The sequence below is a fragment of the Chryseobacterium sp. UF-81 genome (assembly GCF_058245105.1).
The window spans coordinates 224851-248697 of sequence record NZ_JBSIBX010000002.1 but is presented as its reverse complement, the minus strand read 5'-3'; the positions used below and the strand labels follow the sequence as shown (position 1 = coordinate 248697).

Annotated in this window: 14 protein-coding genes and 1 riboswitch; of the genes, 6 read left to right on the top strand and 8 right to left on the bottom strand. The window is 36.2% G+C overall.

From position 1 onward, the window contains the following. Position 1 precedes the first annotated feature (1 nt). Positions 2–4363, bottom strand: a complete 4362-nt coding sequence (locus tag AC4IFE_RS04120) for a CusA/CzcA family heavy metal efflux RND transporter (protein ID WP_490755123.1) — start codon at positions 4361–4363, stop codon at positions 2–4. A 136-nt stretch (positions 4364–4499) separates the two neighbouring features. Next, complete coding sequence (locus tag AC4IFE_RS04115) at positions 4500–4823, bottom strand: DUF6660 family protein (RefSeq protein ID WP_490755121.1); 324 nt, start codon at positions 4821–4823, stop codon at positions 4500–4502. A gap of 721 nt (positions 4824–5544) precedes the next feature. Between AC4IFE_RS04115 and AC4IFE_RS04110 the strand changes: the two genes are divergently transcribed. From AC4IFE_RS04110 to AC4IFE_RS04085, 6 genes are all read left to right on the top strand, one after another. Beyond that, positions 5545–6558, top strand: a complete 1014-nt coding sequence (locus AC4IFE_RS04110) for a hypothetical protein (RefSeq protein ID WP_490755429.1) — start codon at positions 5545–5547, stop codon at positions 6556–6558. Positions 6559–6565: 7 nt separating this feature from the next. After that, on the top strand, positions 6566–7042 hold the full coding sequence (locus tag AC4IFE_RS04105; protein WP_490755119.1) for a T9SS type A sorting domain-containing protein: 477 nt from the start codon (positions 6566–6568) through the stop codon (positions 7040–7042). Between the two features lie 52 nt (positions 7043–7094). Then, complete coding sequence (locus AC4IFE_RS04100) at positions 7095–13730, top strand: RHS repeat-associated core domain-containing protein (RefSeq protein WP_490755117.1); 6636 nt, start codon at positions 7095–7097, stop codon at positions 13728–13730. A 6-nt stretch (positions 13731–13736) separates the two neighbouring features. After that, complete coding sequence (locus AC4IFE_RS04095) at positions 13737–14348, top strand: hypothetical protein (protein WP_490755115.1); 612 nt, start codon at positions 13737–13739, stop codon at positions 14346–14348. A gap of 481 nt (positions 14349–14829) precedes the next feature. After that, entirely contained in the window at positions 14830–15306 is a 477-nt protein-coding gene (locus tag AC4IFE_RS04090; protein ID WP_490755114.1) for a hypothetical protein, read from the top strand. Between the two features lie 5 nt (positions 15307–15311). Further along, the gene (locus tag AC4IFE_RS04085) at positions 15312–15923 is read left to right on the top strand and encodes a hypothetical protein (RefSeq protein ID WP_490755112.1); all 612 of its coding nucleotides are present in this window, start codon (positions 15312–15314) and stop codon (positions 15921–15923) included. A 62-nt stretch (positions 15924–15985) separates the two neighbouring features. Here AC4IFE_RS04085 and AC4IFE_RS04080 read toward each other — a convergent pair whose 3' ends face one another. From AC4IFE_RS04080 to AC4IFE_RS04055, 6 genes are all read right to left on the bottom strand, one after another. Then, the gene (locus tag AC4IFE_RS04080; RefSeq protein WP_490755111.1) at positions 15986–17479 is read right to left on the bottom strand and encodes a RagB/SusD family nutrient uptake outer membrane protein; all 1494 of its coding nucleotides are present in this window, start codon (positions 17477–17479) and stop codon (positions 15986–15988) included. A 19-nt stretch (positions 17480–17498) separates the two neighbouring features. Then, complete coding sequence (locus AC4IFE_RS04075; RefSeq protein ID WP_490755110.1) at positions 17499–20432, bottom strand: SusC/RagA family TonB-linked outer membrane protein; 2934 nt, start codon at positions 20430–20432, stop codon at positions 17499–17501. An 83-nt stretch (positions 20433–20515) separates the two neighbouring features. Next, positions 20516–20613: riboswitch (SAM riboswitch) on the bottom strand. 199 nt (positions 20614–20812) lie between these two features. Further along, complete coding sequence (locus AC4IFE_RS04070) at positions 20813–21145, bottom strand: helix-turn-helix domain-containing protein (protein WP_490755108.1); 333 nt, start codon at positions 21143–21145, stop codon at positions 20813–20815. Positions 21146–21191: 46 nt separating this feature from the next. Further along, positions 21192–21611, bottom strand: a complete 420-nt coding sequence (locus AC4IFE_RS04065) for a transposase (RefSeq protein WP_490755106.1) — start codon at positions 21609–21611, stop codon at positions 21192–21194. Next, positions 21611–22384 (bottom strand): sterol desaturase family protein, encoded by a 774-nt coding sequence (locus AC4IFE_RS04060; protein WP_490755104.1) that lies wholly within the window; start codon positions 22382–22384, stop codon positions 21611–21613. Before AC4IFE_RS04060 ends, AC4IFE_RS04065 begins: the two co-directional genes overlap by 1 nt. A gap of 114 nt (positions 22385–22498) precedes the next feature. After that, positions 22499–23746, bottom strand: a complete 1248-nt coding sequence (locus AC4IFE_RS04055) for a phage tail-like protein (RefSeq protein ID WP_490755102.1) — start codon at positions 23744–23746, stop codon at positions 22499–22501. Between the last annotated feature and the right edge of the window lie 101 nt (positions 23747–23847).

The following is a 23847-nucleotide window of genomic DNA, read 5'->3' as shown; positions in this document are numbered from 1 at the left end:
GTTATTTATTGATGATTGAATTAATGGTAACTACAGATTGGTTGACCTGCTGAATGGATTCTAAATATTTCAACTGAATATTGGTGGCAGTCTGCAAGGCAAAAAGATATTCTACGTAAGAGATTTCTCCTGTTTTGTACCCTAACTGGGCCGCTTTCACAATTTTTTCGGCATTAGGGATAGCTTGACTTACGTAATATTCGTACTGCTGTATATCCTGCTGATACTGTCCGAAAGCGTTTTCAAGCTGTGTAGAAAGTTGTTTCTGCTGCATCTTCGCATTGGTTTCGGCTGCCAATTTTTCATATTCCAGGGACTGCATTCTTGCTTTTGTCGCTCCAAACGTCAACGGAATGGCAACCCCTACAGAGAACGAATTGAAACGGTCGCCTGCATTATAGAATTTCTCCTGCCCGTTTTTGGTATGGAAACCAATCAGCGACTGGCTCGTCAGACCAAGGCTGAATTCAGGAAGCCCCTGTGATTTTTCCACATTTTTATTCTTTTCGGCCAGTTCCATTTCATGATAAAAAGCTTTAACCGTAGGATTATTGGCTAGCGATGAACTGTCCAGAATATTTTCGGTATTCAGGGGTTCGTAATCACTTTTAAAAGGAACTTCAAAATTCTCGGAAGTATTCAGTAATGTCTTTAGATTTTTATAGGCATTGTTTAAATACACTTCATTCTGTTTCAGCAGAAGACTGATTTCTCCTTTTTGGGTTTCTGCGGTGTTAATTTCAATTTTCTTGATATCTCCCGCTTTAAATCTTACGGTAGCGATCCTGATAAAATCCTGATAAAGGCTGTCAAGCTCTTTCAGTTTGAATTTATTGTACTGAAGGTATTCAATCTGATAATAATATGTTCTTACCTGTTTGGTCAGTTCATTCGCCGAGATTTCTTTATCGATCTGCCTGCTTTTTATATTTTCGGTGATCAATTCTCTCCTTGCTTTGAACAACGTGGGAAAAGGGATGCTCTGCGAAATGGCAAATGACTGGTCGAATTTCGGACTGTTGTACTGTCCAAGCTGTGCTTCAAAATTTAATTTGGGAAGTTCTTTTGCCGTTCCTTTTAAAGCTTCGGCAGATTTTATATTGAGATCTTTTGATTTTAAAACCAGATTATTTTCGGCAGCCATTTCTACAGCCTGATCTACGGAAATGGGTCTGGTCTGCGCATTGAATGTCTGTCCAAACATCAGGAACCCAAGAACAATAGCTGTAGTGATTGGCTTCATTTTATTCATCTTTCCTGAAATCTTTGAATTAAAAATAATATAGAGCATCGGCAGAACAAATAAGGTAAGGAATGTAGCAGTCACCAATCCTCCGATGACTACGGTTGCCAAAGGTTTCTGTACCTCAGCTCCTGCTCCCGTAGAAATTGCCATCGGCAGGAATCCTAATGAGGCTACTGTTGCGGTCATCAGAACCGGTCTTAATCTGGTTTTTGTTCCTTCATAGACTCTTTTCAGCACATCCGTCTCACCCTCTTTTTCCAGTTGGTTAAATGTTCCGATCAATACAATTCCGTTAAGAACCGCGACTCCGAAAAGAGCGATAAATCCAATCCCGGCACTGATACTGAACGGCATATCCCTTAAAAGAAGGGCAAATATACCTCCGATGGCACTCATCGGAATAGCTGTAAAGATCAATGCAGCCTGCTTAAATGAGTGGAAGGTGAAATAGAGCAACATAAAAATCAGAAACAGGGAAACCGGAACCGCGATCATCAGACGCTTGCTGGCTTCCTGTAGATTTTCAAACTGACCCCCATAGGTAAAATAATATCCGGAAGGTAACTTGATCTGTTTATCTAATTTCGCCTGAATATCTTTCACCACACTTTGTACATCACGGTCTTTTACATTGAAACCGATTACAATTCTCCTTTTCCCTTCTTCACGGCTGATCTGTGCCGGTCCCAGTTTATAGCTGACATTAGCCACCTGGGAAAGTGGGACCTGTGCCCCTGTTCCTGTTGCAATCATTAAATTATTCACATCCTCGATATTCGTTCTGTGAAGACTGTCGAGACGGACCACAAGGTCGAAGCGTCTTTCGTTTTCAAAAACCTGGCCGGCTGTTTTACCTGCAAAGGCGGTGCTTACGGCATTGTTTACATCTTCTATATTCAATCCGTAATTGGCCATTCTCGTTCTGTCGTATTCTACGTTAATCTGGGGAAGTCCGCTTACTCTTTCGATCTGTGGGGCAGTTGCACCATCGACGGTCTGGATTGCTTTTCCAACTTTATCCGCATAAATAGAAAGCGAATCGAGGTTTTCGCCAAAAATTTTAACGGCAACGTCCTGTCTGATTCCTGTCATCAGCTCATTAAAACGCATCTGGATGGGCTGGTTCTTTTCAAAAAACACTCCGGGAATGGTTTCTAATTTTTCACTGATCTCATCGGCGAGTTCTGTATATGATTTTTTTGATTTCCATTCTTTTTGTGGTTTTAAAACAACAATCAAATCGGTAGCTTCGGGAGGCATCGGATCGGTAGGAACCTCAGCAGAACCGGTTTTTCCAACGACCATTTTCACCTCATCAAACTGTTTGATAATTCTTGACGCCTGCATAGAGGTTTCGATACTCTGACTGAGGGAACTTCCCTGCGGCAGGATACAGTGGAATGCATAATCTCCTTCCTGCAGCTGCGGGATAAATTCACCACCCATATTTTTGAAAATGAAAGCACTAACGATAAAAATGAAAACCGTAGCTGATACAATGATGTATTTTACTTTAACTGCTTTCTGCAGCATGGGCTGATAGATTTTCTGAAGAAAATTCATCATTTTGTCCGAGAAAGTCTCTTTATGTGAAATCTTTTTAGACAAGAACAAGGCACTCATCATTGGTATATAGGTCAGTGAAAGGATCAATGCTCCTAAAATGGCAAATCCTACCGTTTTAGCCATTGGCGTAAACATTTTTCCTTCCACACCGGCCAATGTAAGGATCGGGATATAAACGATCAGAATAATAATCTCTCCGAAAGCTGCACTGCTTCTGATCTTCGATGCGGAGAGAAAAACTTCTTCGTCCATTTCGCTTTGGGTAAGCGTCCGCATGGATTTTCTCAGTCCCAAATGATGTAGAGTGGCTTCCACAATAATTACTGCACCGTCTACGATCAAGCCGAAGTCTATTGCTCCAAGACTCATTAAATTGGCACTTACTCCAAAAACATTCATCATTCCCAAAGCAAAAAGCAGTGACAATGGAATGGCTGAAGCCACAATCAATCCTGCTCTGAGGTTTCCAAGGAAAACCACCAGGACGAAAATAACAATCAGGGCACCTTCAATAAGATTCTTCTCTACAGTGTTAATTGCTCTCCCGACAAGATCTGTTCTGTCCAGAAAAGGCTCTATGACCACATCGTCGGGAAGGGACTTCTGAATGGTCGGGATTTTAGCTTTAATACGGCTGACCACTTCGTTACTGTTGGCTCCTTTCAGCATCATTACTACGCCGCCTACTGCATCTACTTTTCCATTGTAAGTCAGTGCTCCGTAACGCACAGCATTCCCGAGACGAACATCTGCAACATCTTTTATAAATATAGGAACGCTTCCTGTCTCATTTTTTACGGAAATATTTTTAATATCTTCCAGTGAGGCCACAAGGCCAATTCCCCGGATAAAATAAGCATTTGGCTTTTTGTCGATATAAGCTCCTCCTGTATTCTGGTTATTTTTTTCTAAAGCTGTAAAAATGTCGGTAATGCTTACTCCCATGGCTTTAAGGCGGTCCGGGTTTATACCGACTTCATATTGCTTCAATTCTCCTCCAAAGCTGTTGATTTCTGCAACGCCTGGTGTTCCGTTCAGCTGTCTGCGGACAATCCAGTCCTGCATGGTGCGGAGTTCTTTGGCAGAATATTTCTTTTCACTGCCTTTTTTCGGGTGGAGAATATACTGATACACTTCCCCAAGACCTGTACTTACAGGGGCAAGTTCGGGAGTTCCCACTCCTTTGGGGATTTCTTCAACGGCCAACTTCAGCTGTTCATTGATCAGCTGTCTGGCAAAATAAACGTCTACATTTTCTTTGAATACCACAGTGATCACGGAAAGTCCGAATCTTGAAATGCTTCTTGTTTCCTGGATATCCGGAACATTGGCAATACTCTGCTCTATGGGAAAGGTAACAAGCTGCTCCACTTCCTGCCCTGCCAGCGTAGGACATGCTGTAATAATCTGCACCTGATTATTGGTAATATCAGGAACCGCATCTATGGGAAGTTTTGTAGCACTCCATACTCCCCAGATAATGAGAAGCAAAGTCATGATACCCACAACCACCTTATTTTTGATACTGAATTTTATGATTTTATCTAACACAATCTGTATTTAATTTTTTATTGGAAATAACTGCATACGGCAATAATGCCGCTGCAAAAATATCACGAAGACCTCTGCAATGGTATTGCAAAGTTCAGTAGATCAGAAAGCCTAACTTTCTAATAATCAATAAAAATTAAATCTTAGGGGGCTGCCAGATATGGTCGTACATCTGGTATGCGAAATTGTTTTTCTGAAAAAGAATTTTCTTTGAAAAGTAAGCCTGAACATGGCTTTGAACTTCAAACAAAGGATCCATTTTGAAAGAAGACACTGTCATCTGGCAGCAGCTGCAGGTACACAACGGTGAGCAGATGTCTCCCTTATCTTTTGAATGGGATTCCTGAATATTGAATGAAAGTTTAATTTCAGAAGGCCCTGCAGGACGGTGCACATCTTCGCAGGGCATCAGTGACAATGCCATGAAATAGAATGCTAGTATCCATCTTAACAGGTTCATATGGACAAAGGTAAAGTTTTTTTCTAAAAAGGAAAGACCGTAGAGTGATTTATTATATTTTTAGCATCTAATTTCTTTCTAAGGAGCATTAATTTTTCAAAAATAAATTAACACTGATAAACAACTGTTTACAAGTTCAAGATCACTATTTTTTGATTTTCCCCGCTTAATATTTTTTGATTTAAAAGAGTTTTGACTAAAATTATTATGATTTTTTTTAATTCGTCATCATATAATTCCCATTTTAATGATTTGCCTTATTATTGTCAGCTTTTGATTTAAATATTTTTTATTTTTGCTGAAAAAACATAACCTTATTACTAAAAAACACAGCCTTCAGTCACTCACCTACTGACATTTTATATTAATTATTTTTTAAAACACTTATACTGAAAAAAATTATGAAACAATCTTTATTAATTATTCTGAGCTTTTCGGCTTATCACAATTTGCACAGAACCGGAATACAGATAGCTCAAGTGCTACTCCTTCGAACAGGTTTACAGAAACAATTGTTCATCTCTAAGGCCAACAATACAAAAGTCACACCGATTCTTTCCAGAAGGATGGACTAATGAATCCACAATGCGTCACCGTAGTTTTTTAGTAATGCCAGTGCAAATTACATTGGGAAATATTGATGAAGGACATTTAGTAACGCAGAGAAACTTACCTAATTTATTTAATTGAACAAAAAATAAACAACTATAAACAGATGAAAATTAAATTATTATCATTGGCCCTATTGGCATCATCTTTCACATTTGCACAGTTATATACTCCAACCGGTACATTGCAAACCTCCTCAAATAATAATATTGGTATCGGAATCAATGCACCTGAAGCCAGTCTTGATATTAATGCAAACAGCAGTATTCCCATCATTAGAGGTAATGGAGGTTATATTCCGACCGGACTGAGATTTGTTGATGATTCATATACACAATCCGGCCAGGTAAAGGAATGGAGTATATGGAAAGGAAATACCTGGGCAAAAGGGTTGGGATTCATGAGATATGATGCAGTCAACCGTTGTGCTGGGGGAATTTGTGATGTGCCTTTATTCTTAGCGGACGATGGCAATATAGGTATAAATACAAGTACACCCCAAGAGAAACTTTCTATTTATGGAAAGCATTACACTTCTACCATCTTATTGCATGCAGACAATGATGGTAATGCTCCTGCGGATTTAATGATTTGGGCTTCCGAACCAGGATTAACCTATTCCGGGGTGGGTATTGGGAATAATATAAAAAATTTTTTGAACGGGGGCAGTATGGAAAGAATAAACCCTTCAAAAGGAGGCTCATATATTCGATTGTTAGATAATGAGATTAATTTTAATCTAGTATCCGGTGCAGGGCTCAAGCAACAGACTCTGACTTTACATTCCAACGGCAATGCATCATTGCAAGGTAAATTTGAAGCCAAAGAAATAAAAGTAACTCTTACACCTACAGCCGATTTTGTTTTTGATGAGAATTATAATCTTCCAAAATTAGAAGATGTTGAAAAACATATCAAAGAAAAGAAACACCTTCCCGAAATTGCTTCAGCAAAAGAAATGGAAAAAGAAGGAGTAAATGTGGGAGAATTCCAGATTAAATTGCTGCAAAAGATTGAGGAATTGACCTTGTATACTATAGAGCAGGATAAAGAAAATAAATCTCAATCCGAAGAAATTAAAGAACTAAAAAAACAAGTCCAACAGCTTCTTTCCACTAAAAAATAAATCACAAATGAAAAGAAAATTACTTTCGATATTCTCATTATTTATAGGGTTTCTAGGCTTTTCACAAACTGAGGTCTATTTCAAATATGACGAAGCCGGAAACCAAAGATACAGAGGAACTAATGCAGCAGCCAAAAATGCACCTACTGAAACAGCAAAACAAGAAACTAAAACAGTGGTTGCTTTGCAGCAGCAAGAAACTCCTGCCATGGATGAAAAAACTTTCCTGAAACAGATAAGACTTTATCCTGTACCCGTTAATGACGTTCTTACCATAGACTGGACTAAAGAAGCAGACGATCTTATAGAATCTGTTTCGCTGTATCAGCACAGTACGGTACACTGGAAATTCCAACAGCAGAATATTCCTGCATTGAACCGTCAGCTGAAGATCAATATGACAGGTTATGACTGGGGCGTTTATATTCTGCGCTTTACATTAAAAGACGGAAGAGTCTTTGGAAGAAATGTTACAAAACGATAAGCTATTTATCTGATTCGTCGTCTATCAATTTATTAACACAAAGAAAAAGAATATGAAAATTTTCTATTCATTCATAATATCCTGTCTTTCAATAGTAGGGTATTCACAAACTATATTATACCAAGCTGAAAGTACCTCGCGAACGGTTCAGGATCCACAAACTGTTGTGCTTGCACAGGGGTTTCATGCAACATCCAATGTATCTAATCCTTTTATCGCTAAAATTGGACCGGGGACTGAAAATCCGGGAGGGGGCCCAATTGATTCAGGAGCTGGTGCCGGTAATCCAACCGGAACTACAGAAACAGCAGATAACAAATTTCATGATACTAAAGGAAATATTGAAGTAAATGGCGCAGGGCAACTGCAATTTACCTTACCGATTGATCTGCCTCAGGGTGTGAAAAATGTTTCTCCCAATATGAGCTTAATCTATCTGAGTAATTCTGGAAATGGAATTGCTGGTTTTGGATGGGCTTTATCAGGTGTCACTACTATCTCTAGAAGTGGAAAAAATATTGAAAAAGACGGAGAGTTAACCAGTGTAAAATTAGACTATTCAGACTATTATAGTTTTAACGGACAACGATTAATTTTAAACTCAGGAGAATATGGTAAAGATGGCGCAGAATATGTTACGGAGAAGTATTCAAATATCAAAATAAAATCAGTTGGGGCAATTACAGGTCAGGCATGGCAAGGTCCAGAATACTGGGAAGTGACTTTTGAAGACGGCTCACAGGCTTGGTATGGGGGAACAAATTCGGGAATGAGCTTAGCGAGAACCCCCATAGAATATAATATTGTTAAATGGAGAGATGCTCAGGGAAATTATATTGTCTATAACTATGTACAGACTGCATCTAAAAATGTAGCTTCAGTCTCCAGCATTCAATGGGGAGGAAACGAAGTATTAAATACTCCTGTAATCAATGAAATCACATTTAACTATATGCCTAGAGCTTTGTCTGAGCAATATTATGTTGCTGGAGTTTCATTGATTCAGGACAGGATATTGGATAATGTTGTTGTGAAAACAAACAACAATTCTTATAAAAAATACACTATTGAATATGGTAATAATGGTACAAGCTACCAGTTTATTAATAAAATTACGGAATATAATGCAGAGGGAGTTGCTGCCAATCCTATCGCATTTGATTATCCTCAACCCGTTCCTTCTTCTGTGGATTTAGACTATTTACCCAATAGTGATCCGTTTAACGGCGTAAAACTGACAGGAGACTTCAACGGGGATTCCTATATCGATTTTATTATGTCAAATGGTACTGTGAAATTGGGAGCATTTAATAATGATACTTTTACGACCATTACTACAAATAAATATTTTGAAGCTAATGCAAAAGTAGTGAGTACATTACTGGACGAAGAAGGACAAATCTATAATGGGAATGGGATTGTACAATATGAGGAAGGTAAAATTGTAGGTTATATCTTCAGAAATAATAATTTCGTCAAAGTATTTGAAAAATTAGTATATGATGAATCCGACTGTGTGACAGGTAATGAACCTCCACCTGCGGGTTGTCGCATAGAGGTTTCCTCATTGAATGAAGGTGATATTAATGGAGATGGTATCTCGGACATTTTTTTGACTTTAAAAAAAAGAGTTTGTGAATGGGTGCCAGATCCTGCTTGTAGTAATATTACACCAAATGAAACTACGAACCGTCCTGCTCCATGTACCGTTCTTAGATGTGCAACATATGATGTAGGAAACTTCATTGTAGATTTAAAAAATCAGAATAATCCAGTTGCTACTTATACAATTGATGCAGGAATTAATGAAAACATTCTTTATAACCAGCAATATATGGATATAGATGGAGACGGAAAGGTTGAAATCATCAATGTCTCCAATAATGATTACAAAGTATTTGAATTTGTAAAAACGGCTACAAATCAATATCTGAAAAAAATTAGGTTTACAAGCAATTTAGTTGAAACTAAAGATCCTGAGTTTCCTGTATTATTTGGGGATTTTAATGGGGATGGGAAATTGGATTTTACCATACCAGTTACAGACACTGCCATTGGAAAAGCAGATGACTGGAGATTCTATATAGGAACTGGCACAGGATTCAATAATTTCCTTAAAGTAGAATTCTTTCCATACAGAAAACGTCAAACACAGGTCAATAATAGCTATACTCAATTTGCCAGACAGTACTTTTTTGCTATTGCTGATATGAATAAGGATGGTAAATCTGATGTTATTCAGATTTTCTCTTATAATCAGGTTAATAATTACAGCGCACAGGGATATAGGGATTTCGGGTATGTCATAAGTACAAAATTGGCTAATGGAGCAGCTTCTGATGGTACGCTAAATTTCCAGCCCATACCATCCTTTGTAAGTCCAACGTACCAAGTACAGGATATTCAAGACCTGACATTGTTTACTCCTCTAACAAATCCAATAAAGGCAAATAATAACTATTATAACGTATTTCTATATTGGAAGGAACATCTGCACAGAATAAAAGCACCAACACCACTTTCAGAACTAGCAAGGATTAAATCTATTAACCAACGAAATGGGAGTGTCATAACGGGGGTTAGTTACTTGGAAGCGGTTCCTAATGGAACTAATATTTATAAGAAAGTTAAGAAAGAGCTTTATCCTTATTTTTCATTAGAAAGAGTGGATCAGACCTTCGTTGTTTCTCAACTTCAGCAGGTAGGCAGAAAGCAGGATTTCCGATACAGAGGAATGACAGGGCATTTGCAAGGAAGAGGAAGTATTGGGTATCACCAAATGGCTAGATCTTCATGGTATGCAGATGGTTTTGAAAACACGAAAATATGGAGCGGTGTTGAGATAGATGCTCAAAAATTTGGTCAGCCTGTAAAAGAATGGTCAATCAGAACTAACGACGAAAGCCTGATTTTCCCGACAGATATTTCCGTTAATAATACTCAGTTATTATCATTTAAGCAAAATAATTATATTATTCAGCAACTGCCTAACAAAGTTGATATAATTCTTCCTGAAATCATTATTGAAAAAGATTTCTTAAAAAATATTACTTTAACGAAATCAGTAATTTATAATAATTACTACTTACCAAGTTCCACCCAGGTCAATATCAATAATAATTTTTCAACAATAAACACTACTTTTGGATATATTCATAACCCAGCAGGGATAGGCTCCAATTATTATATTGGTCGACCAGAGTCTAAAACTGTTATAACACAGGCTTATGGTGATACAAAATCTACAAAAGAAGAATATGTTTATGAAAGCAATCTTTTAAAAACACTTAAAACGTGGAACAGAGATAACACCGAATATTTACTGGAAACCTATAATTATGATGGTTTTGGAAATATTATTCAAAAAGTTATCAGTAACAGTGTAGATTCTCAAACCCAAACCAGTACATCTAAATATGAACCTACAGGAAGATTTGTTGAAAAAAATACAGATAATCTCGGACTAGCGACCAGCTATACATACAATGATAGGGGACAAATCCTTACCCAGACGGATCCGTTGGACAATAAGCTCACCAATATCTATGATGGTTGGGGTAAACTAATGAAGTCCAAAACCAATCTGGAAGGAACAACAACTTATCAATATGAAAAAGATAGCCAATCAAATATAACTATTACTCAATATGACCCTGATGGTGATGTATCAAAAAAATTCACCAACAAATTAGGACAGGATTATAAAACATCTACAAAAGCATTCGGACAGGGTCAATTTGTATCTCAGGAAATCCAATATGATGTTTTAGGCAGAAAAACGAAAGAGAGTGAACCTTATTTTGAAGGTGGAAGTATAAGCCTATGGAACGTCATCGCTTATAATGATACTTTTTATCCTGCTAAGGTAACAGCAACTGCATTAGCAACATTAAATAATGTAGGAGAAATATCTTCATTCTTGGGCAAGCGAATAGAAACTGTTACTTCTGGAAATACAATCTCTATAACAGAAGTTAACGGATATGCACGAACAAATAGTAAAACCACTGATGCTTTAAATAATGTTATCTCCAGTACAGATAAGGGAGGGACTGTCAATTTCTCTTACAATGCTGCGGGAGAACAGATAAAAGCACAATATGCCGAAAATATTGTTACTACCAAGTATGACTCCTGGGGAAGAAAGTCTGAGTTCAATGATCCTTCCAATGGATTGTATAAATATGAATATGATCCTTTCGGACAAACTAAGAAAATTATAAGTCCCAAGGGAACTAAGGAGTATACTTATAATAATTTAGGTCAGCTTATTTCTCATGCAGAAATCTCTACAACAGATGGAGGTCAGGCAACCAATAAAATAATTTCTTATTCATATGATAGCAAAGGAAGGGTAATTTCAAGAAGCGGAACATCTAAAGGAAAATCTTATAGCTCAAATGTGGCCTATGATCCGCAGGGAAGATTATTATCTTCGTCTGAAAGCAGCAATGGAAGGTATTATATACGAAAAGGGATTACTTATGATGATAAGGCAAGGGTAATTTCTTACGAAAAACAATTATATTCTTCCGGTGTTTTGACCAAAGTTACTGTAGAAAATGTATATAGTGCCTGGAATGGAGAGCTTTATCAGGTAAAAGATAAAAATTCAGGTAAAGTTTTATGGGAACTTAAAGAAACCAATGCTAAAGGTCAGGTTGTAAGAGCCAAATTAGGAACCTCAGATATTAATAATACATACAATGATGCAACTGGTTTCTTAACAGAAATCAAACATATTTCTCCTGTACAAAGTATTCTGAACATCCAGTATAATTTTGATGTTATTAAAAATGAACTTAAGTTGAGAAAAACTTTAGGTGATTTTAATATAATCGAATCATTTGATTATGATGACAATAACAGATTAATCAGCTGGACAAATCCTAGAACGGGACAGAATTCTCAAAATAGCTATGACACTAAGGGAAGGATAATAGAAAATGATCAGGTGGGAATCATGAAATATGAAAATTCTGCCAAGATCTATCAACCGACTGGAATGACCCTGAATGCAGCAGGTACTCAGAATTATAATAATGACCTGATCCAAAGCATAGCCTACAACGAGAACAACGATCCTGTCTTTGTTGATGGTGAGAAAGGAGATGTAGCTTTTCAGTACGGCTTGACTAGCATGAGGCAAAAGGTAAGCTATGGAGGAAATTTTGATCCTGATCAGGAAGGTAAATTTACTAAGTTCTACAGTGAAGACGGAAGTTTTGAAATCGTAAAAGACAATACAACAGGTAAAGAAAAGCATGTTCTTTATATTGGTGGAAGTCCATACGAAAGTAATATCATTTACCTGAAGAACTATGATGAAGCCAATGGATCTTACAAATTTTTACATAAAGATTATTTAGGAAGCATCCTAGCCATTAGCGATGAAGCAGGAAACAAACTGGAACAAAGACATTTTGATGCCTGGGGTAATTTTACTCATCTTCAAATAGGAAATGGAGCGATTATCACCGATAAAAATATAATTAACAACACTTCGTTATTATTAGAAAGGGGATATACAAGCCATGAACATTTTGCAGAGGTTGGAATCATTCACATGAATGGAAGATTGTATGATCCATTACTAAGGAGATTCTTAAATGCCGACGAAAATATACAAGATCCTTCGAATACGCAGAATTACAATAAATATGGATATGTATTGAATAATCCATTAATGTTTAATGACCCGACTGGAGAGGCTTCTATACCTGTTATAATAGCAAATATATTAAGAAATTCTTTGTTTTATCAAGGCTTTGCAGTGCTTACAGGACAGGGAAATGTGAAAATGTTTTTATTAAATTCTTATATAGCACTCCTTACTTATGGTGCATCAACTATCGTGAGTAGTGCAATGAGTTGTATAAGCAGTAGTTTTTTAGGTGTTGTAGCACAAAGTGCCGTAAATGGTGCTATTAGTGGAGGGATAAATGCAGTATTTAATGGAGAAAATTTTCTTAAAGGAGTATATAGAGGAGCCGTAATGGGAGCCGCAATGGGAGGAATTAGTTACGGTATTAGTAATGTAATAATGATGTTAACAACACCTCATTATACTTATCATAATATTACAGAAGAGGATCTTAAATTCTTAGAATCAGATAATTCTTCTCCAGTAGATGCATCACCCCGTACTATGTGGAAAACTTTCTATGACAAAGATTGGAATAAAGATGGAACAGGTGTACGTAACTTTTATGCTGATAATCCAACTAAGAGGTATATTAGAGACGGTGACTGGTATTATGATACTGTCGATAAAGTTAGAGCAGGTGGATATACTAGATTTAATAATTGGAATAATACCACATCCATAAATTTGGCAAAAACAGCCTTTGCTTCAAGGTTAAGATTAGAATATGTTATGACACATGAATTAGCCCATTCTACAATTTTTATGAATCCATCTTTACGATCCTTTCTACAAGTTAAAGTTCAAAAAAATGGTAAAGAAGTTTATGAGCCAGAAATGTTACTACATAATGGACTTAAGACAGACGTCAGTATTGAACATGGTGCAATATGGGGGATAGAAAGAGATTTTATAAATAAATACGGTTCAAAAGGTCTATCTGGAATAATGCATGATTCATGGGGTACATATTGGAATGATCATTTTGCCCCAAATAAACAATATAATCATGTATATGAAGCGATTAAAAAATTAGTAAAATAGAAAATTATGAGAAAAATCACTTTAGTAATGTTATTTTTCTTTTTTGTTCTGTCTTGTAATAAAAAAGAAAAAGAAGGTGTAGAAATTTATATGGAAAAAAAGCAACAACTTAATAGTCATTGTTTGCTGGTCAAAATAATTATTAAGAACAACGATAAAAAAAATTATTTGATTCCTATCGGTCCAAATTTTTATTTAGATAATGATAAAAAAATGTTACAATCAATTCCTTCACAGATTATAACTTCAGATTTTATAACTTTCGATGATAGGAAGGATTTTATGTTACAAGAATTTACTGAAAAAAATCTATACAAAGGATTTTCTCATGAAGCCTTTAAAATGGCAATATTAAAAAATTATGAAGAATATGCAAATTCATTATTTTTTATTCCAAAAAATTCTAAAAGAGAGCTGTTCTTAGCTTTTAATAACTATATGTATAATACGCATAATCGTAATGAAATTTTTAACGATAAATCCACAAAAATAAGAATTGTTCATTATGTAAAAGAAGACGTAAAAAATATAGATTCCTTGATTAATTATAATAAATTAAAATATATGGTGTACAGAAAGAATATATATTTAGATGATTCATTATATATCAATAAATAGAATTTGAATATCCATGTAATAAATAGATCCGAATAGGAATGATTAGTATCTTTAGTTAACGGGACATGGTCTCGGGAAGATTTTTGCTAAAGTTTAGTTCTCATGATTGTTCTACTGACAAGAAAGAAATTAAAAAATATTCTAAAATAGAAGCTCTCATTTATGATTTAATAATGAAGTCTCCGGAATATCGGAAAACACTTTATTGGGAATTTATAAAAAGAGAGTCTCTTTTAGAATAAAAACTTTAAAAGCCACGATGTGTAAACATCGTGGCTTAAAAAAAATCAAATCTAAACACCTATAAGCTTGGGTTATTCTCAATCTCCTATCTACGGAATACTAAAAAGATAATATCCTGATATGATCTGATTAAAATCTTAGGCTTTGGAGAAGTATTTAGTGAGGGTTCTGGGCTTAATAGAAACAGCTTATATGAAGCCTATGTCAGTTTTTAAATGCTCAATGAAATAATTATCTTATGAAAAATTATATATACATAATAATTTTATTTAATGCTTTTCAAGCTTGTACAGCTCAGAACAAAGTAAAAAAAGACTTTATATATCATACCGCAGATTATGACTTTGGAGCTATTCAGGAAGAACGTGTTTACAACAGCTCAACTGGAATATATGAATACAAGAAATATTCTAAAAATGATTTAGATAAAAGTATAAAATTATACATAAGGCTTACACAAGACGATTTAGACACTATTTACAAATTATATACTTCTTCAAATTCAGGAATGAGTGATTGTTATTTTGAGAATTATGTAATTGTACATAAATCAACACTAACATTCAGTTCAGAGAAGGATGGTTTCAATGAAATAGAATGTATTAAAAATGATGATAATTCTATTTTTACTAAAATTGAAAATAAGATTGAAAGCTACATTACCTCCTCTAGTATCTATAAAACCACTTTTTACTGGGAGTTTTATAAAAAATAAAAATCATGATAAAACTTAGATGGAAAGATGAAACAATATTAAAGTTGAGGCTTCTGCTATTAGTCATTCTTAGCTTCTTTTTAGGTTGTAAAAAAGAACATAGCAGTATAAATAAACAGCAATCAAATAAATCTGTTGAACAAAAAATCATTCCAAAGTATGGAAAACTATACTTTGATTATGATGGAATAGATCACTATCATATTAGTATTGATGAAAATGCAGTCATGATTTTAGATAGTGGTCAGAATCGTTCAAGAAAAGATCAGTTAAAACTTGACATACTTATTAACAAAACTCCCAAGGATATAAATGATACGGAGTTTATAAAAAGTCTGGATAAGCTTGGTTTCAAAAAATCAGTAATAAAAGCTCAAAACTTTAAAAAAATCAATGAGATATTTATTGAGAAAACCGTAAGTGAGATTCTTGAATATGCCTGCGTTCCTGTATATCGGGATATTTTAGTTTTTAAAAAGGGAGAGAAAATTATTGGGATGGCAAAAATATGCTTTGATTGTCATCAAAAGCATATCGTCGGAACCAATGCTAATACAGAAAATTTTGGACAAGACGGTGACTATCCGAAACTCCTTCAAATTCTTAATACCAATTAGTTTAATAGAAAAGCCGTAATGTTGAAACATTACGGCTTTTTAAAAAGTCAAATCTAAATAAACTACAAATTCGGATTATTCTCAATCTCCTTTTGCGGAATACTAAATAGATAATACTTACTGTTCGGGGCAAAAGCAGACTGATCCGGGAAATTAAAGACCGAATGCCCTCTTCCATTCACTGTTTTCACCGTTCCGTCTGGAGTGGTAATCTGTACTTTTACAGGTTGTCCACTGGCATCTACAAATGGTTTTCTTACTACGGCTCCCTGCGTTCTGATGATATCTGAAAGGGAGAATCCTTCTCCGAAAAGTTCTTTTCTTCTTTCAATCAGGATCTCTTTTATGACATCATTTTGCACAAGAGATCCACTGTAAGGATTGGCATTTCTCGCAGTTTTTAATTGGTTTAAAGCTGCAACAGCATTGGTGATATTTCCGTTTCTGGCTTCTGCCTCGGCTTCAATCAAATACATTTCTGCAGCTCTCATCAATACAATATCTGCGATGAGTCCGGTTTTAAATTTAAATTTGGAATACCTCAACAGCCCTTCCCTGCCCGGAAGGCCATCCCACTGAAATAGCTGATATCTGATGTCATTCGTATCAAATAAATCTTTGAAGAAAGGATCTGCCATAAAACTATAGTAATAGCTTCCCGAAGAAGACACATCCAGATAGTGAAAAGCATAGCTCGCTCCTGACTGTTCCTGAGTTTGCCCATGTCCCCATATCCATTCTCCGTTGTTGATATCGTTGAAACCTTCCTTATATTTTTCAGCTGTCATTAGCGGGTAGCCTGCTCTGGCTATTTTTGCTGCCGCTGCCGCCTTACTCCATTCTCCGGTATTCAGGTAGGTTCTTGCTAAAAGTCCGTTGACAACAGCTTTGTTGATCTTATCTTTATTATTTCTGGTATAATTGGCCAATAAATTATCCGCTTCAGTAAGGTCGCTTTTAATCAAGGTATATATTTCCTCCAGACTTGCTCTCTTCTTTGGAACTGAACTGATTGTCGAAGGCTCTGTGTAGATGGGTGCTGTAAGAGCCGTTTTATCTTTGAGATAACTGAACTGGTAAAAGCTGGCCAGATTCAGATAGCAGAAAGCCCGCAAAGCTTTAGCCTGTCCCTTTACCTGGTCTTTTTTGGCCTGGCTCCCTCCCGTCTGGTCAATACGGGTGATCACATTATTCATATTATTAATCGTTGAATACAATGTCGACCATATAAACTGCGGTCTCGACGCTGTATTGTTGATCATTTCCGTAAAAGCATAGGCAGATGGGAAACCGTATTTGTTCGTAAGGATCGCAGCGTCGCTTCCCATGGCATCGCTGGTTCTCAAGACTGTTGAATACCCTATATTGGCATAGGTGGGTCCGTCATCATTCAATTTCGCCCATGCCCCATTGATTACCGTTTCTGCGCTTTCGGCCGTTTTGAAAACCTCTGCACCGCTCGCCTGATCCGTAGGAGCCGTTTCCAGTTCGTTTTCACAGCTGATCAGCGACCATACTGCGATCAGGACAAAAGATATATATTTTAATTGTTTCATTGTTTCAAATTTTAAAGTTTTAAAGAGTTGCCTGAAGACCAAAAGTTATTGTTCTCATGGCAGGATATCTGTAATAAGTGGTCCCGTCCAATGCCTGTTCCGGGTCCATTCCTTTATGTTTGTAGAAAGTCAGAAGGTTTTCTGCCTGAACATAGATCCTAAACTTTTTCAGTCCCAGTTTTTCAAAATAATCGGAAGGAAGTGTATAACCGAGGTTCACATTTTTAAGTCTTGCATAGGTTCCGGAATATAAAAACCTTGAAGAAGTGGAAGTCCAGTTATTTGTTGTTGTACTTAACGCAGGAACATCTGTATTTGGGTTTTCAGGCGTCCATCTGTTCAGCATTTCTGCACTCCATGCACGTCCGCCAGCGCTTCCGTTGGACATTAATGATGTATAATCCGTATCAAGGATCTTTCCACCTATACTGAATGTCAACAATCCTGATACATCAAAGTTTTTATAGGCAATACTTGTGGTAATTCCTCCTGTTACTTTAGGAAGTGCAGATCCCTGTACTGTTTTTGTTGCTTTGGCATACTCTGAAGTGGTTCCGTCCACTGTATTTCCGTTCGCATCCTGATAGATATATCTCCATAAAGGTTTTCCGTTGGAAGGATCTACGCCCATCCATTCAGGAATAAAGAAATCATAGATTGAACCGCCTACTTCCAAACGCTTTGTTCCCGTTATTACAGATCCTTTTGGAAGCTTTGTAATCTTATTGCTCAAAGTACTCAGGTTGACATCCACATTCCACTGGAAATTATCATTTTTGATGGGAGTTGTAAACAATGAGAATTCAAAACCCGTATTCTGTATCGTCCCGACATTGAACGGAAAATCACTGATTCCAAGAGATGGAGCAACCGGCATATTAAACAGAAGATCCTGGCTTTTCCGTTTAAAATATTCTACGTTACCTTTCACCCTGTTATTAAGAATGGCAAACTCAAGACCTACATTTAAATTAAGATTGGTTTCCCATTTCACATCATTGGTCTGTACTTTTTCAAGAACAGTTCCCGGCTCACCAAGATTATTATAAAATTTATACAATTCCTGATAAGCATAATAAAGTGAAGATCCGTTCGGTCTTCTTAATTTATCATTCCCCTGGCCACCATAACTTGCCCGCAGTGTTAATTGGTTAAAGACATTCAGGTTCTTGATAAAATCTTCATTTGAAACTTTCCATGAAGCTCCTACTGACCAGAATTTTCCCCATCGGTTATCTGCAAAGAATCTTGAAGAACCGTCTGCCCTTCCCGATACTGATAAAAAGTAGGTATTGTTAAAATCATATTCCGCCCTTCCAAGAAAACTCAACAACGAAAATTTATCACTGTTTCCACTGAAACTTCCCAATAAGGCGGCTGCATCAGGCTCATAATAGTAAGGAAGGGAAAACTGGCTTCTGGAACCGGAGATCGTCTGGTAATCATATTTATAAAATTCCTGTCCTCCTAAAACATTAAGATGATGCTTACCGAATTTTTTGTCAAAAGTCAGAATATTACTGGTTGTATAGGAAAGTGTTCTGCTGTTTGATCTCGTTACAGAACCACCGATCTCACTGCCTTCTCCGATAAGAGGATTAGAATAGTAATGACCGTTATAATTTACCAGATCAACTGAAAAGCTGGTTTTAAATTTCAGTTCCGGAAGGAAAGTAAAATCTAAAAATCCTTTTCCTGAGAAATTGTCTTCTTTATTTTCGTTCTTGTCCAGAGGAAGTGTTGCCGCAGCATTTTGATTCTGCAATGCACTTGTAGGCCTGTATTTCCCGAAATCATAAATTCTGTTCCCTCCGGCATCCAGCACATAGCTTCCATCGGCATTTCTTTCGTAATATGGATAGAAAGACGGAATTACCCTGGCTGCATTAATAATATTGTCTGTTCTAGAATCTGAAGATGGCGGTGCATTCTGGATACTGTTGGTATAACTTAAATTCACACCTGCATTCAGCCATTTTTTAACTTCGGAATTGATCTTTAGTCTGGTTGCAAATTTTTGAAATCCAGACTCTATGGCAATTCCTTTATCATCAAGATACCCTACTGAAAAGAAATAATTGCTTTTTTCGCTGCCTCCGCTGATATCAAAATCTACCTGGCTTCTGGAAGCTGTCCTTTGGAGAATATCCCTCCAATCGTCATTCCATAAGGCTTTTGCTCCAGGAAGAAGCTTTCCGTCCGCTCCAACAGGATTTGGAAATCCGGTTCCGTAAGGATTTATTCCCAAAGCATTCACAAGATTGTTGCTTGCCATCTGTCCGGCCTGTTCAGAAGATATCTGTCCGGATTTGTATCCGTTTCTAAGTGCTTCCCAATACAGCTGGAAATATTCATCTGTACTTACCTGCTTATAGTCTTTTACAGCTCTGCTGGAAAATCCCTGGCTGATATTGAAGTTTACTCTCGATTCTCCTTTTTTACCGGATTTCGTTGTAATGATGATAATCCCGTTAGCTCCTCTTGAACCGTATAATGAACTGGCTGTAGCATCTTTCAGAACACTGATGGATTCTATATCATTCGGGCTGATGGAATTAATATTTCCGTCAAAAGGAATTCCGTCCACCACATAAAGAGGATCACTGGAAGCACTGATAGAACCTACTCCCCTGATCCTTACGGAAGCTGTTGAGCCCGGCTGCCCGGAAGCGCTTACTGCCTGAACGCCGGGAACCTGGCCTTCCAGAGCTTTTGTAATATTGGTAACCGGCCTGTTATTGATCTTGTCACTGGAAATAGTGGCTACAGAACCGGTATAACTTGTCCTTTTTGCTTTACCATAGGCAATCACTACCACTTCATCGATTTCCTTTTCGTTAATCGTATCTTTTTTCGGTTTTGCTTCCTGTGCATTAGCACTGATAATTCCTAAAAAAAATACGGCAACCGGAGGAATCCAAATTTTAGATTTAATTAAATTTCTACTAATCATAATCAATTTTGTTTACTACATATTAAAAATTAACCCTTTGCAGAAAATACAGCAAAGGGCATCGATAAATACGATTAACCAAATGCTTATTTTCCCTTTAAAGGCTGAATGTAACACCTTGCACAGAGGCAGGTTGTTAAGACTTCACAGGGTCAGTTCCCTCCATCTTTCTTTATAAGCCGATCGAAATATGTTGCAAATCTAAAAACATTTAGTCTACAAAACAAGTAGACTAAATGTTTCATCAATTATATTTTTAAAAATTAAACATATCATTTAAAATAAATATCAAATAAATAAGGAGTTACAAGGATTAATAAATTATTAAACATGAGAAATATCATTAAAAATAATTCAATTGAGGTATTTAAACAGATCATTTAATTACTTAAAGCGAATATTTTCTTCCATTTGGCGACAGAATTCCGGCTCAATTTAAAATGGTTAGCCAATTGAGTATTATTAAGGCCGTTTTTCTCCTGATATTCCAGAATATCCAAAATTGCAGATTCATCGTAAGACCTATGCTTTTGATTAAATTGAAATGTCCTTTGATCCTTAAGCCCGAAAACCATCTGATTCAATCTAATAATATCTAGAGTCGATAAGGTCTTTTTCTGCAATACAGGATTACAAATATTAAGTTTTTCCGGATGTTTTTTAATGATAATATCAGTATAGATTTTTCTATAGTTCGGTTGTAATTTTCTCATGCATTTTTTTGATTTTTACTTTATTTTTCATTCTCTAGCTTTTCTTTCAGCCATATTTACTTATCCATTTATACAGTGTGGTCTTGGGAATTTTATATTCATCTATAACCTGAAATTTTGTTTTCTCTCCTGTACTTATTAATTCTAACATAAAATCTATAATTTCTTTCGTATATACATTTTTACGAAATTGCGGCAAAGATGTTACTGTGATTTTAGAAGAACCCTTTCCCGGAGGTGAAAAAAGTATTAAATGCTGAGTATACAGTCTGAAAAAATCATACTCCAACAGTTTACTCCATTTAAGAATAATTTCAGTCCCAAGACTCTTTTCATTATACATTTTATTGATTTCATCTTCTGTGATTTTGAAGAAATTGCAGATCCGGGCAATAGGGATTTTCTGCTCATCTGCTCTTTCTCTGATACACTCGCCAATATGAATATTTTTTAAATCTAATTCCATTACTCTTTCTGATTATTAAATCTTTTATTTTGTATTCTGTCATAGGCATTTTCATATTCAGGATTTTCAGTTCCCATAATTTTATCCCAAAACCTAAAATACAGCCCATAATTTCCATGAAACTTACTGTGGTGCAGATTGTGATACACTGAAGAATTAAGGATCTGAAATAAAAATGATTTTCTAAACCATTTTGGTGCAATTTCATATCCTAAATGCCCATAAGCATTGATCAAAAATCCAACAACGATAAAGCAATAGATACTTATGAGGTGGAAGGGAATAATAAATAGCAAAATGGGAACAATCAACCCTTCTCCTACCGCTTCTAAAAAATGGAAAGAATATGATGTGAAAGGACTTGGATTATTGGATTGATGATGAACAACATGGGCATACTTAAATACTTTTTGATGATGCAAAAGCCTATGAAGCCAATAAAAATAAGTATCATGGATAAATATACCCAACAAAAAACTTACAGGAAGCCACCAAAGCGGATAATCATTGATGTTGTGATACCATTTTGTATATTTTGATAGATCAGTATCTATTGCCACAAAAATTAAAACAGACATAATCACGGAAGACAAAACCGAATGTCTTATTTCTCTTTTAATATCTCTTCCTAAAATCTCTTTTTTTTGGATTTTAGCAGTCGCTAAAGCTTTTTTGTATAAAATATAACATACAACATAATAGCTCCCGGCAATCATAAAATATTTTAAAATACCAAATACGCTAATATCTAAAAATTCATTTATTGGATTCATTCCGTGATTATTAGTTTTTATATCATATCATATATGCCAGGCTTTAATTAAAACCGGAAAGAGCAGTTACTAAAAACAGCTCTTTTCCGGAAATTATTATGAATGTTTAAATGGTTAGTACAATCTTTGGATAGATATGTAGACCTCTAATGTATTATCGGTAGTGGTTGCATCGGCAGTAGTATTTCCATTACCACTATTCGTAAGGGATTTATTGTCGATACGCAACACATAATAAACCCTGTACCATTTATTATCGGTTGTCGTTACATCAAATGTAACAGTTTCATTTCTGCCTTGTGTAAGATAAACTCCATCATCAAATTGTGCATAATTACTTGGAAGAATCAGCAGATTGGCACCATGAGAGTCACCTGTATGTGTTGATACTTCAGAAACCCATACTTTTGCATTCGAGGCCGTTATGTTATAAAGGCGCGGATCCATATTTGTAGTTGCACCGGTTCCGTCATAAGCTCCGGGAGAATTTATAAAGGCATCTATTCTGAAGGTATTGTTTAATACCGGAAGGTCTGTAAGATATTGGCTTAAGAGAAATGATGACGCTTTACGGGGAATTGATGAATGATAAAACACCAACTCTCCCAACCCAATCCCGTCACCGGCACCTACTGTTGCATTACAGGTTTGTCCTCCGATATTTAGCGGAAATGTTGTAGTGACAGGGCTTGTAACAGTGGGTATACCAGATACTGTGTAGTTCAAAGTTCCGGATCCTGAATTAAAATTTCCTGCAGATAATGTTGCAGTAAGACCATTCACAGGACCTACTGTCTGTGCATTATAAACTCCTCCGTTTCCTCCGGTATACGGCACACTCATAGTTCCCGTATATGGCACCCCTGCAGTATAAGTATTTGGAGAAAGGGTAATCCCGTTACAGGTAATTCCACTTATAGTTCCGGGAGCAAGAGAATCATTATTAAGGGTTCTCCATTCGCTGCCATTCCAGTATACATAACCAATATAAGCAAGTCCTCCTGTTCCAAGGTTATATACCAATAATCCTGCAGCCGGTGAAGGTATTGTAACCTGATCTGTCTGAGAACTTAATGCTGCTTTAGGACCTAAAAGACCTTTCTTACTGCCGGAAGCCAATCCGTCTACATTTATATCCAGAATTGCAGATGCATTTGGAATATTAATTCCTATACCTACACTTCCATTTGAAGCTACTGTAAAATCATTAGCCTGTTGCGAAGCAGTCGGAATTCCTGTTATGGCATTGTCTTTCGATGCATCTACATTAAAAATCCCTTGTGGATTAGCGGTGTTTATTCCAACCTGGGAATATACTGACGCAGAAGCGATGCATGTAATTAGTAATAGTATTTTCTTCATTTGTAATTGTTTAAAAAGTGTTAAAAAATGGAAAGAGGTTTTTAAAGGGATGCCTCTTTCAAAAAATTATCATTGAATGTTTTTTTATTGAAATTTATGTT